The organism is Devosia sp. BK (genome assembly GCF_032907385.1).
GTDB lineage: Bacteria > Pseudomonadota > Alphaproteobacteria > Rhizobiales > Devosiaceae > Devosia.
Genome location: NZ_JAIMBX010000001.1, coordinates 2418338 through 2430794, shown reverse-complemented (window position 1 = coordinate 2430794; position 12457 = coordinate 2418338). Strand labels below are relative to the sequence as shown.

At 61.1% G+C, this 12457-nt stretch carries 9 protein-coding genes and 2 pseudogenes; 4 read left to right on the top strand and 7 right to left on the bottom strand.

All coding sequences use genetic code 11. From position 1 onward, the window contains the following. Both DevBK_RS11880 and istA read right to left on the bottom strand, forming a co-directional pair. A pseudogene (locus DevBK_RS11880) lies at positions 1–147 on the bottom strand (ATP-binding protein); the annotation flags it as partial. Next, a pseudogene (istA, locus tag DevBK_RS11875) lies at positions 137–1667 on the bottom strand (IS21 family transposase). The pseudogenes istA and DevBK_RS11880, both read right to left, overlap by 11 nt. Positions 1668–1717: 50 nt before the next feature. On the opposite strand from istA, the gene DevBK_RS11870 reads away from it, so the two are divergent. After that, the gene (locus DevBK_RS11870; protein ID WP_317185563.1) at positions 1718–1912 is read left to right on the top strand and encodes a hypothetical protein; all 195 of its coding nucleotides are present in this window, start codon (positions 1718–1720) and stop codon (positions 1910–1912) included. A 41-nt stretch (positions 1913–1953) separates the two neighbouring features. Here DevBK_RS11870 and DevBK_RS11865 read toward each other — a convergent pair whose 3' ends face one another. Beyond that, complete coding sequence (locus DevBK_RS11865) at positions 1954–2142, bottom strand: hypothetical protein (RefSeq protein WP_061907519.1); 189 nt, start codon at positions 2140–2142, stop codon at positions 1954–1956. A 146-nt stretch (positions 2143–2288) separates the two neighbouring features. Between DevBK_RS11865 and DevBK_RS11860 the strand changes: the two genes are divergently transcribed. Genes DevBK_RS11860 through DevBK_RS11850 form a run of 3 tightly spaced genes read left to right on the top strand, consistent with a single transcriptional unit; the run spans position 2289 to position 8583 of the window. Further along, positions 2289–3581, top strand: a complete 1293-nt coding sequence (locus DevBK_RS11860) for an NHLP bacteriocin system secretion protein (protein WP_061907520.1) — start codon at positions 2289–2291, stop codon at positions 3579–3581. Beyond that, positions 3578–5728, top strand: coding sequence for a cysteine peptidase family C39 domain-containing protein (locus DevBK_RS11855; RefSeq protein ID WP_317185562.1), 2151 nt, complete (start codon positions 3578–3580; stop codon positions 5726–5728). The genes DevBK_RS11860 and DevBK_RS11855 overlap by 4 nt, the downstream gene beginning before the upstream one ends. Beyond that, complete coding sequence (locus DevBK_RS11850) at positions 5725–8583, top strand: ATP-binding cassette domain-containing protein (RefSeq protein ID WP_317185561.1); 2859 nt, start codon at positions 5725–5727, stop codon at positions 8581–8583. The genes DevBK_RS11855 and DevBK_RS11850 overlap by 4 nt, the downstream gene beginning before the upstream one ends. A gap of 48 nt (positions 8584–8631) precedes the next feature. On the opposite strand, the gene DevBK_RS11845 is transcribed toward DevBK_RS11850, so the two are convergent. From DevBK_RS11845 to DevBK_RS11830, 4 genes are all read right to left on the bottom strand, one after another. Continuing rightward, entirely contained in the window at positions 8632–9402 is a 771-nt protein-coding gene (locus tag DevBK_RS11845) for a hypothetical protein (RefSeq protein WP_061907523.1), read from the bottom strand. A 41-nt stretch (positions 9403–9443) separates the two neighbouring features. Continuing rightward, positions 9444–10181: a hypothetical protein gene (locus tag DevBK_RS11840; RefSeq protein WP_061907524.1), complete on the bottom strand. Its 738-nt coding sequence runs from the start codon at positions 10179–10181 to the stop codon at positions 9444–9446. Positions 10182–10288: 107 nt separating this feature from the next. Further along, positions 10289–12034, bottom strand: a complete 1746-nt coding sequence (locus DevBK_RS11835) for a uracil-xanthine permease family protein (protein ID WP_061907525.1) — start codon at positions 12032–12034, stop codon at positions 10289–10291. A 57-nt stretch (positions 12035–12091) separates the two neighbouring features. Continuing rightward, positions 12092–12430 carry a slr1659 superfamily regulator gene (locus DevBK_RS11830; protein ID WP_061907526.1) on the bottom strand — a complete coding sequence of 113 codons (339 nt, stop codon included), beginning with the start codon at positions 12428–12430 and terminating at the stop codon, positions 12092–12094. Positions 12431–12457 lie beyond the last annotated feature (27 nt).

The following is a 12457-nucleotide window of genomic DNA, read 5'->3' as shown; positions in this document are numbered from 1 at the left end:
CTTAAGCAGTTGCGACAGGATTGGGATAGCGGCCTCGAAGGCGGGAGCCCCTTGCTCGGTCAACTCACCTACAGCCTGGGCCATGCCGTGCATCTTGAGGCTTTTGAGCATGATGATAACGGCGCCGGCGGCGGGGTTATGACGCATGGCGGGTCTCCGCGGCTTTGCGCAGCGCGTCATAGCGCTCGACATTGGCCTTTGGCTCATTGATCAGCACCAAAGCCTGAGGCGCATTGATGGTCGGCGGCGTAATGGCCTTGCCGTCAACCAGGCGATGCAGCAGGTTCAACACGTGGGTCTTGGTGGGGACGCCTGCGGTCAGCGCCATCTCCACAGCTACGAGCACGGCATTTTCGTCGTGCTGCAACACCAGCGCCAGGATCTCCACCATCTGGCGGTCACCGCCCGGCTTCTTGAGCAGGTGCTGTTGCAGCGTTCTGAAGGCCTCCGGCAGTTCGGCAAAAGGCGCACCATTGCGCAGAGCACCGGGTTTGCGCTGCACTACGGCTAGGTAATGGCGCCAATCATAGACTGTCCGACCGGGCTGATCATGGGAGCGATCGATGATGCGATGGTGCTCGCAGATGACCATGCCCTCGGCTGCGACAACGATCCGATCGGGATAGACCCTGAGGCTGACCGCTCGATTGGCAAACGAGGCCGGCACGCTGTAGCGGTTGCGGTCCAGATGCACGAGGCAGGTTGGCGTCACCCGCTTGGTATATTCGATGAAGCCGTCAAATGGACGCGATGTCGGCATGAGGCTCGGCACTTCCTCAGCCCAGAGATCGGCGATAGTGCCGCCCATCTTGCCATGGGCAGTCTGGGTCCAAAGCTCTCGGCAACGGGTCTCCAGCCAGTCGTTAAGCGCGTCCAGCGTTGGAAAGCGGGGGGATGGGCTGCCAAAGCCGGTGTCGAGCGTCCTGCACGTTCTTTTCGACCTGACCCTTCTCCCAGCCTGAGGCGGGATTGCAGAACTCAGGTTCAAACAGATAGTGGCTCGCCATAGCGAGGAATCGGGCATTTACGTCCCGCTCCTTGCCGCGGCCGACCCTATCGATGGCAGTGCGCATATTGTCATAGATGCCGCGCTGCGGAATGCCGCCAAATACCCGGAAGGCGTGGGTGTGAGCATCGAACAGCATCTCGTGGGTTTGCAGCAAATAGGCCCGGACGATGAAGGCTCGGCTATAACTGAGCTTGGTATGCGCCACTTGCAACTTGGTGCGCTCACTGCCGATGATGGCCCAGTCTTCGGACCAGTCGAACTGGAAGGCCTCGCCGGGGGCAAAGCTCAGCGGCACGAATGTCCCGCGGCCTGTGGTCTGCAGCTCACGCTGCCGATCCGCTCGCCATTCCCGGGCAAAGGCCGCGACGCGATTGCAAGATCCCTCGAACCCCAGGCCCACCAGGTCAGCATGAAGCTGTTTGAGGGTACGCTTTTGCTTGCGCGGCCTATTGGCTTCGGTCTTCAACCATGCCGCCAGCCGATCCGCAAAGGGATCCAGTTTGCTTGGTCTATCTGGGACCTTGAACTGCGGCTCCACGCCGTCGGATCGAAGATATTTACGAATGGTGTTCCGGGATAGACCGGTCCTGCGGCCGATCTCCCGGATCGATAGATGCTCTCGAAAATGCCAGCGTCGGATAACGCTCAGTAACGCCATGTCGATCACTCCACAGCCCCCGCTGAAAACAGCCAGGGCACGGTTGAAACATGGGTCAAATCTCGATGGAAATATCCCCGCCTAACGGGTCACTTCTCAGCGGCAATCAACAGGCAAACATTGCCAAGTGTTCGCAGGATACCGCCCTGCGCGATATCGACGACCTGCTCGGCAAGAAAATCCTGGCAAAAGAAGCTGCTGGAGGCCGCAGCACCAGTTACGTACTGGCAGGAACCGCGGCATAGTTGTCTGTCAGGTGACCTGACGTGAGTTATAGAGCGCCGTTCTATAACTCACGCGGGGGGCCTTCGGACTTTGTCCTGTCTTTGTCGCGATCTTTCTGCGCCTTTGGGGCACTCCGTTCAGGGCGATTGTCGAGCGCGATATGCACGAACGCGCTCATGATCCGCCAGACCGACTCCAGATATTCCCGCTTCTTTTCGACCGGCATATCCCAGTCCTCAAGATAGGGCATGAATTCCTCAGGGTCGAACACAGCTCTTGCGTTACGCTATAGTTGGCAGCGCAAGAGACGCTTGAGCGGCATTGCCTGAGCGGAGGCAAGACGCGGTAAAGTATTGCGGTGTAAGCTCCCGCCGTCTGCTGAGGGGGCCTCGCCTTATGGCGCAATCGACCGAACTCTTCCGCCCCGAGGCGATGCAATCGCTGGCCTCGCAGGGCATTTATAAGGATGCCCTGCGCGTTATGCGGCCGCGTCTGTGGGGTGCGGGGCTCGTCGTGGCTGCGGTGATCGTCGGCGGGCTTGTGTGGAGCGCCTTTTTCACCATTCCCGTTTCGGTCAGTGGACAGGGCATACTCCTCTCATCCGGCGGCGTTGCCGATGTGGTCGCCGATGCGGGCGGGCAGGTGCATGAACTGGTCGTTGCGCCGGGCAGCATCGTCTCGGCCGACATGATCATTGCCCGCATCGCCCAACCCGATGTCGCGCTCGAACTTACCGTGGCCCAAGGACAGTTGGCCGACGCGCAGCGGTTTCAAAGCGAACTGATGCGCTTTCAGGAACAGGACCTGTCGACACGCAATGCAGCGCGAGACGCGCGTTTCAAATCGCTTGAGCAGCGTGTATCGGCCATGACGGAGCGGCGCGATGCGTTGGTGGAACAGCGTGAAGATCTGAGCCGGCTTGCCGGGACCGGTATCGTCACGCGCGACCGGCTGATGGGGGCCAATCAGGAGATTTTGGTCATTAATACCCAGATTGCCGACGCCCAGGACGAGCTGATCAGCCTCCAATCGAACGCCGCCATCGAAGCCACCGCCGAAGAACGCGAGCGGCTTGAAGCGGGCAGGGCGGTGACGGAAGCGGAACGCCGGGTGACGAGCCTGTCCGAACAGCTCGATCGCATGGGTGTTGTGCGGTCGCCCTTCGCCGGCCGGGTTGTCGAAGCCAAGGTCAATGTCGGCCAGATGGTGCAGCCGGGAACAGCCGTCGTCACGCTTGAGCGCGCACGGCCGGATCAAGCAGAGCTGACGCCTGTCGTCATAGCCTATGTCGGCTCCGCCGATGGCAAAAAAATCCTGCCCGGCATGAGCGTTGAGGTTTCGCCATCGACGACGCGGCGCGAAGAACACGGCTTTATCCGCGGCACCGTGACCCATGTCAGCGACGTGCCCGCCTCGAGCGCTGGCATGATGCGCACGCTGCAGAACGATCGGCTCGTGCAGTCTTTCGTTCAAACCCTCGTTGCGCCTTTCGAGGTGACAATCGCGCTCGAGACCGATGCGAATGGCCAGCCGGTCTGGTCGTCGCCACGACCTAATCCGCCCCAGATCGACATCGGCACCCTGGCAGACATCCGCGTCACCACCCGCTCCACCTCGCTTCTGGCGCTCGCCATTCCGGCGCTGCGCTATAGTGGCGGGGAAACCTCTGCCCCCGGTGCCGCCCCGTGACCCTCTTGCGCCGCCGCACCCCGACAATTTTGCAGATGGAAGCGGCCGAATGCGGCGCGGCGTGCCTTGGAATCATCCTGGCGCACTGGGGAAGGTGGAAGACGCTTGAAGAGCTGCGCACCAGTTGCAACGTTTCGCGCGATGGTAGCTCGGCGCGCTCTATCGTGCGCGCAGCGCGGGCCGAAGGGCTCGAGGTGCAGGCGCTCAAGATGGAGCCGACACATTTGCGCCAATCGCCGCTACCGGCCATCGTCCATTGGGGCATGAACCACTTTGTGGTGGTCGAAAAATTCAGCCGCGGCAAGGTATTCCTCAACGATCCCGCGGTCGGACCGCGTGTCGTCAGCGTTAGCGAGTTCGACGAGAATTTTACCGGCATTGCTCTCCTGATGAAGCCGGGCAGCACTTTCGCCCGTCAGGGCAGCAAGCCTTCATTGCGCCAAGCGGTGGTGGGGCGCCTCAAAGGCAGCGGTGATGCTTTCGCCTTTACCGTTCTTGTGTCCGTGCTGCTCGTCGTGCCGGGCCTCCTCGTGCCAGTCTTTTCACAACTGTTTATCGACCAGATCCTCGTCAACCGGTTCGACAACTGGCTCCTGCCGTTGATTGCAAGCATGGCCGGCTGCGCGGTGCTGATGGCATTTCTCACCTGGTTACAGCGCGAAACGCTGCTGCGACTCGAAACGCGGCTAGCGCTGACTGGTGCCCTGCGGTTCGTCGATCACCTCATGCGCCTGCCGGTCGGCTATTTCAGCCAGCGGCATGCCGGCGAAGTGGCGAGCCGGGTTATGCTCAACGATCGCGTCGCGCAGTTGATGGCAAGCGAAGTCGGCCTCGTTATCTTCAATCTCTTTTCGGCAAGTGCCTATCTCGTCGCTATGACGCTCTATGCGCCCCCGCTTGCCGCCATCATCGCCATCTTCGCGCTCGCCAATTTTTCAATGCTCGTCTGGTCCTCGCGGCAACTTGCCGACGAAAACCGCCGGCTGCTGTCCACCAGCAGCATGCAGTCCGGCTTTGCCAAGCAGGGCATGCAGATGATCGAGAGCTACAAGGCGAGCGGCAACGAGCATTTGTTGCGTGAGCGGCTTTCTGCCATGCAGATGCGGGTGCTCAACCTGCGCCAGGCAATCGCCGGCGCGCAATTGCGGCTAAACGCCATGCCCGGCCTGTCGGCAGTTTTGCTTGGCGGCATCGTGCTGATCGTGGGTGGCAATATGGTGATTGCCGGCGAGATGACGCTCGGCATGCTCGTCGCTTTCCAGGCATTGATGGCAGGCTTTCTCGCCCCGATGACCCAGCTCGTGCAACTGGGCGGCAAGATCCAGGATGGCCAGGCCTATCTGCGCATTCTCGACGATACGCTCAAGCATCCCACCGCGCCCGAATTCGCTGCACCTGCAGCGGCAAAAACGAGCCGCAAGCGGTTGCGTGGCGCAATCACCCTTCGCAATGTGTCCTTTGCCTATTCCCCCGGTGCACCTCTCCTTCTCGACGACATCAGCTTCGAACTTCTCGCGGGCGAGCGGCTAGGCATTGTCGGGGCGTCCGGTTCGGGCAAGTCGACGCTTGGGGGCCTCCTTGCCGGGCTCTACCAGCCGACAAGCGGCAGCATCCTGATCGATGGCGTCGATATAGCGACGTTATCCCGAGACCAGTTGCGACAGTCCCTCGCCTTTGTGGATCAGCGCTCGGCAATCCTTGAAGCCAGTGTGCGCGACAATATCAGCCTCTTCGATCATAGCCTGCCCGATGATCGGATTGTTCAAGCCTCGCGACTTGCCATGCTGCACCAGGTGGTATTGGCGCGACCGGGTGGCTATGGCGCCATGCTGGCCGAAGGGGGCAGCGATCTGGCCGGGGGGCAACGGGCACGGCTCGAACTTGCCCGAGCGCTAGTGCGCGATCCGCGTATTCTCATCATGGACGAGGCGACAGCCGCGCTCGACAATGCCACCGAGGCACAGCTTTTCGCCAACCTCCGGCAGTTGGGCGCCACCCAGATCGTGATCGCCCATCGCTTCACCGCCATTAGGGAATGCGACCGCGTTCTTGTTCTCGATAAGGGGCGCATCGTGCAGACCGGGCGCCCCGACGAATTGCTGAGCACTTCGGGACCGCTCCGCGATTTGATGGCGGAGCCAGCATGAGCACTCAAGCCATCGAACGCGACGACATCGGCTCCGAACCGCAACCGCTGAGCGGTCCGCTCTTTCTGGAAGACCTAGGTCACTGCTATATCGTTGCTGGCGGCGATGTTGGGCTCTTTGCCTCGGACGCGGCTCAAAAACTTGCGCGCCTTCCCGTGGGTCAAATCCCGGCTGGGGGTCTGCTTTTTGGCGCGGCTCCAGGCCTTCTCGGGGAAGAAGGCCTGCTTGGGGTCGGCAGTCCCGATGCCAGAATATTCGAGCTGCCGCAGAACTGGCGCTTTCCGGCGCCCCCCGCCGCCTTTGCTGCCGGGCTCGGGATTTGGCTTACGACGCTTGCTAACGGGATCGGGCAGCGCATCGAGCCGCGACCACGCCCGGAACATCTTGTTTCGGGCAGCCGCTCATCTAGCGGGATCGTCGCCGGGATCGTCGGCTGCGCCGAGGGCATCGCCTGGATAGATTTGCCGAAGGGCGGCGGCCAGCTTTTTGGCATCGAGCCCGTGGAAGGCCTGGTGCCGCTGCCTGCCGGCGCCTGGCTCACCCTCGACAAGGGCGAAGCCTATTCGAGCCTGACTTGGGCCGAAGGCCTGGCGCTCGAGGGCTGGCCCGACGCGGTCGACTGCTTCAACACCGCCGTCAATGAACTCCTGCCCCTCGCACGTGGCTTCACCGAGGCCGATGAGTTCAATCGCATTCGCTCGCGCCAGGCGGCCGAGGATTTGGACGGCCGCCTCGTCCTTGACCGTTTTGCTTCGATCCTTGGAAACCGCACGGATCCCGGGCAGGAGGCCGAGAGCGACGGCCTAATCGACGTCTTACGGCTGATCGGCACCAAGCTGGGTGTGACCATCAAGCGCCCGAGCAAGTCGCGCCTTGCGCAGATGGATTTGGCGCCAAGTCTTGACGAAATTGCCCGCGCCTCGAACATCCGTCTCCAGGCCGTCGCGCTCGAAAACGCTTGGTGGACGAGCGAAAGCGGCACCATGCTTGGGCACCGTCTGTCTGGCGACCCCGTTGCCTTGGTCTGGAACCGCGGCTATGTGGCGCTTGACCGGACTGGCAAGGCGACCCGGATCAACCAACGCAACGCGTCCGAATTCGCTCGAGACGCCCAGCTCGTCTTTGCTCCGCAGCCGGCCAAGCTCAGCTTTACCGAGATGATCCTCTCAAGCACCGCCAATGGCTTGGGCGATATCATCGCGCTGCTTCTTGCCATTGCGCTGGGCAGTCTTATTGCCCAAGTTCTGCCCATGGCGACGAGCCTGGTTTTCGGGGTCTTGGTGCCCGGCGCCATGCACGATGCGCTGCTGCAAGTGGGCATTCTGATCGTCGTCATTGGGATTGCTGGTTTTGCCGTGCAACTTTCTGGCGATGTCGCCCGGCAGCGGCTGAGCGCACGGGGCGATGCGGCGGTTCACCGGCAGGTCTGGGACAGGGTGACAAGCCTGCCGCTTCCTGTGCTGCGCCGGTTTGCCAGCGCCGACATTGCTGCCCGCCTGTCCTCGGCGATAGCGGTGACCTCCGGCGTCCGTCAATTCGCCTTTGGCGCGGCGGCAACCCTGGGCACGGTGGTCTCGAGCCTTTGGGTCATCGCATCGAACAGCCTGCCGCTGGCGCTGCTTGCTGCGGTGCTCGTAGGCTTGCATGTCCTGGTGGCGAGCCTTGCAGGCTGGTTGCAGGCGCGCGCCTTCTCGCAGGGCGAGCAGATGATGGGAACGGCCGATAGCCAGATGGTGCAGATGGTCAATGCCATCACCAAGCTGCGCAGCGCGGCAGCGGAAGAGCGGGCGGTGATGCGCTGGGGCGAACGCTTTGCACTGCTGCGCGGCAAGCTTGTGAACTCGCGCCGGGTGATGAATTTTTATGAGAGCTGGCTTTCGGCCTACCCAATCCTTGGTTCTGCGGCCCTCTTTGCACTCGTCCACACCATGACAGTATCTACCCCTGCCGGGCAGCCCACCCTTTCTATGGCAGCGGTCGTCGCCTCGATCACCGCGTTCGGACTGATGTTTGCAACGGTAGGCTCTTTCATGCGCTCGGTGCTTTCGGTCGCCTTGCAAAAGCCGAGCTGGGTCTATGCCAAGGGGCTTTTGGAACAGCTACCCGAGCCGATGGCAGGGCTTTCCGATCCGGGCCGATTGGATGGCGATATCGAATTTGCGGCAGTCGCGTTCGAATATGCGCCGGGCCAAACGGTGCTGCGCAGCGTCAGCTTCCGTGCAGCGCCCGGCGAGATGATCGCGGTCGTCGGCGCCTCAGGCAGCGGTAAATCGACCCTCGCGCGCCTCCTTCTCGGCACCGAAAAACCGGCCGCTGGCGCTGTCTATATTGACGGGCATGATTTGCGCTCTCTCCATCCCAATGCGCTCCGAAGCCAGATGGGCGTCGTGCTGCAGGATGAGAAACTGCCGCCTGGCACCATTCTCGAAGTGGTGCGAGGCGTCACCGGCGCAAGTCTTGAGGCTGTCTGGACAGCCTTAGCCAAGGCAGCGATCGCCGAAGAAATTGCGGCCATGCCGCTTGGCCTTCACACCATGCTGACCGATGCGGGCCGGGCTTTGTCCGGCGGGCAAGTGCAGCGCCTAGCTCTGGCGCGCGCATTGCTGTCCAATCCGGCAATCCTCATTCTCGACGAAGCCACCAGTGCGCTCGACAATCGCACGCAGGCTCGAGCGATGCAGGCCATCCTCGATCTTCGGATCACCCGCTTCGTCATCGCCCATCGCATCAGTACGGTGCGGCACGCCCATCGCATCTTGGTGCTCGATGGCGGCATGGTTGTGGAGGCAGGTACCTATGAAGACCTGATCGCCGCCGATGGCGCCTTTGCGCGCATTGCCAAGGCACAGGCATAAAAAAGCGCGGAAACAAAGCTTCCGCGCTCAAAGCAGTTTTGAAACGGCTCAGACGCGGGTGATGGCGCGCATCTGCGCCGTTTCCGCGTCCTTGAGTTCCTTGATGAAATCAATAACCTTCTGCATCATCTCAGTTGTCTGCTGCATCACTTCTTGACGACTGTCAGTCACCTGCTGCTGATACTGGGCCTCTGCGGCGTCGACATGGCCACTAGCCTCATTCTGCTTGGACTCGAATTGGGACGTGTGGCCCATGGTTGAAGTCTGGCCCATGCCTGAAAATGCCTGGCTCATTCCCTGCATCTTTTCCAGGTCCACAGCGTGCTTTTGCTGGCTGAAAGACTGGTCCTGCATCATGCCCGCCTTGTGGGTCATCTTCTCGCTTGCCAGGTCGTTCTTGTCGAAAGCATCCTTCATATCGGCGTGGTCAAAGCCCTTAATCGCGTGCGAGGAACCAGCGATACCAACGCCAGCGCCGATCACCGATGTGATCATCTGCGTGATCGCGCCCTGCATCATAGTGCCTGCCTGATCTTTCATGTGCTCGGCGGCACTCATCAATTCTTTCGTCGCAGCATCGCGCGCTGCGAGACGATCGTTAAGCGCATCATGACGTTGGGATCCCGCCATTTCGACCATGAATTTTTCGAGCATCTTGACGCTTTCGCCGCTGATGCCACCGGGGAACTGCTTCTCGATCATCGCCAGCGCCGCCGCTTGCAGCTCAGCGTGTTCGTCTTCACGCGCATTTTTCGCGCCAACGCCGCCGGTGACCTGGTCGAGTTGGTCGTCATTAAGAGATATAGGTTGGTTGGACACAGTTTCCTCCTGGCTTTGTGCAGCCAAACATAATGCTGGATCTAGACGCCGCGCTTACTTGCGGCCGCAAGTCTTGAAGCCTCAACGACGCTTTCGACGCCGTTTATCGCTTGCGCTTGCGGGGCCATGATTTTGCTGAACATGGCCTCGAACTGGCTGATGACCTGCGCGCGCGCGCTTTCGGGCACTGTCTGAAGGTTCTCGAGGACAAATCCCTTGAGCGCGGCAGCATCCGTGGGGTCAAAGCCAAGGGCCTGCTTGAACTGGTCATTCATGTGCTGCGGGATTTTATCTGGCCCGAGACCCTGGGCCTGCGCGGCCGCAACGACGGAGAAATAGGCCCCAAGCCATTCCATCGAGGCCCCAAGCTTGTCGAAGGCGCTGTTGCTGCGCAGCTTATCCTGCGCCTCGTCAATCTTGCTTTGGGCTTCCTCGAGCTTGTCATGCTTTTCCTGAGCCTGCAGCTTCGCGACCTCATGGTCGGCCTCGATCTTGTGCTGCTGCGTGTTCAGGTCGGCATCGCGCATGCTCATGGCAATCCCGACCAACAAGGCGTCGTTATCGGTAGAAGCAAGCCCGGGCATAGTGGAGATGAACTGGTGCATGGAGGACTGCACGTCCTTGGGCGCCGGAGGCGATGCCTCGGCATCGGGTTGCCGCGAGGTTAGCTCAGCCAATTTGTGCGCCTCGGAAAGATCTTCCCGATCCCCCATCTTGCCAGTGCCACCGGTGATGGCTTCGAGATCCTCGTCCGTCAATTCCATCGGTGGGTTGGTCATTCTGGCCCCTGCTGATCGACGATTATCTTGTGCCAGAAAATCGGAAATCTTTCCATCCCAGATATTTCATCAATATTTCCCGATGAAATCGAGCGTGAAGCAAAACCTCAGTGATCGAAGTTAAGGCGCAGCTCGGCCCGGCCGGATTTCTCGGAAGATTGTACGCGGTCCGCGAGGCGGGTCACGAGCACCGATGAAAGCTGGAGCATGGCAAGATCGAGCGCTGCGTCATCGTCCTCCTCAAGAAGAGCCGACGCATCGATACTGCCGCCTGAGCGGATGGGCAGGGCGACGCCGAGATAAACGAGCCGGCAGGCAAGATTAAATTCATCGAAGCTGGCCTGGAGCGTCACCGGGCCTTTGACCACACCTGCTTCAATTAAGGCTTCGAGCGATTCGCCAAGGGCGATGCCGGCGCGCATGACGACATCCTTGCGCGCGCCCCAGGCCTTGCCATGATGCTCTAGAAAGTCCGTCGCGGCACGTGCGCCATCGCCATCGGGCAGGTCGATCGCAGCGCTTTGCTTGATGCCGATGCGAAAGAGCGCGTTGAGAGCGATTGCAGTCAACGATCCCACAGTAAGGCCGGATTCAACAATCGTCAGGCTCCAGGCGGGTGCCTGGTCGACCAATTGCGGCAGCACCATTACCGAGGTGCCGAGCACGACCGACAAGCCGACCACAAAGGTGCGTTGGGTGTTAAGGAGACGCGAAAGGATGAGGTCCATACCCGCAACGATCAGGAAGCTTGCCGTATAGATCAGGATGCCGCCGATCACCGGCGCGGGGGTGAAGGCTATCAAGCCCGATAGAATGGGAAGGAACCCAACCACGCAAAGCGCCCCGCCCGCCACGAAGCCCACATGGCGGGACATGATGCCCGACGAGTGCGAGAGGCCGATATTGGCGCTCGAAGAGCCGCTCGTCAGCTGGCCCGATAGACCATGAAGCACATTGGCGATGCCGGAGGCCATGATGGAACGAGACACCATAGGCATATCGGCCCGGCGCCATCTGGCATCGTTCAGCTTGTCGAGCGTCAAGGCACAGGCGAACTGGTCCATCGCCGAAAGCAGTTCGGTCAGAAAGATCGGGGCTATGGCAGCTGGGATCAGGACCGGCCAGGGCAGGGGTGTGCTGATGATCGGCACGCCCAGCACCGGCAATTCGGCAATGCCGCTGAACGCATCGAGATCGGTCGTCCCGGCGAGGAACGCAGCCGCAACCCCGCAAATCGTGCCCATCAGCACGGCCATGGTGCGCATCTGCGCGCTGCCCCAAACCGAAAGGGCGACTACAATGGCAACGGTGATCCCGGCAACGATCACCGCGCCGGATGAGACGACGTCTCCGTTGCCAAGACCCGTGCTCCGCTCGACGCCGCCCGCGACCATGGACAGCCCTAGCATCAACACCACGACGCCGATGACTTCCGGCGGGAAAACGGCACGCAGCCGCGGCAAAAACCGCGCCAGGAGGATCACCGCGAGGTTGGAGACAATGATCGCGCCCATGGCCGCGCCAAGGCCGAACTGTACGACCACCGCCACATAAGCGGCGAGCGATAGGGAATTTGGCATGGACACAAGCGGCACGCCGGGGGTGAAGCGCGTCCGCATTGCCTGCAGCATCGTACCAAGGCCAAGTACAAAAAAGCAGGACGCGACATAGTGTGCCGTCTGCGCACTGCCAAGGCCGATGCTTTGGCCCGCGATGACCGCATAGATGCCGAGCATCAGCGAAAGCGCTGCATGCTGCAGGCCGATCAAGATAAGCGTGCCAAGCGGCGGGCGCTCATCGAGCCCGTAGAGGATTTCCTCTGGCTTGTGCCGCTTGCCGCGCGGCGGCGGCATCAGAAGCGCACCGACCTGACGCGCCAGTTGTTCCCCTACCCCCAAAAGAACCGCCGGTCAGCTGATGACGAGTTCGAGTGCGGGGTAGAGCTTTTTCAAGTTCGGCAGGGATTTGGACTGCCACGGAACGCGGGTCGCGCCCTTGACCGTCAAACCCACATCGGCCCGCTTGCGCACCTCGATGGTGAATTTGGCGAGAAGGTTGATGCCGGACGAATTGAGGAACTCGAGCTCGGTGAGGTCCAGAACAATGGCGTCCGGCTTGGAATTGAGCACTTGTTCCATCAGTTCCAGAATGGGTGCATAGGCCTCAACGCCCGAAAGGCGCATAGTGCCTTCGTAATGGATGATCGAGCCCTCGCTCCAGACTCGATAATCGTTGGTCTTAGTTTCCATGATAAGGTGCGTTCCGAAAAGAATGTG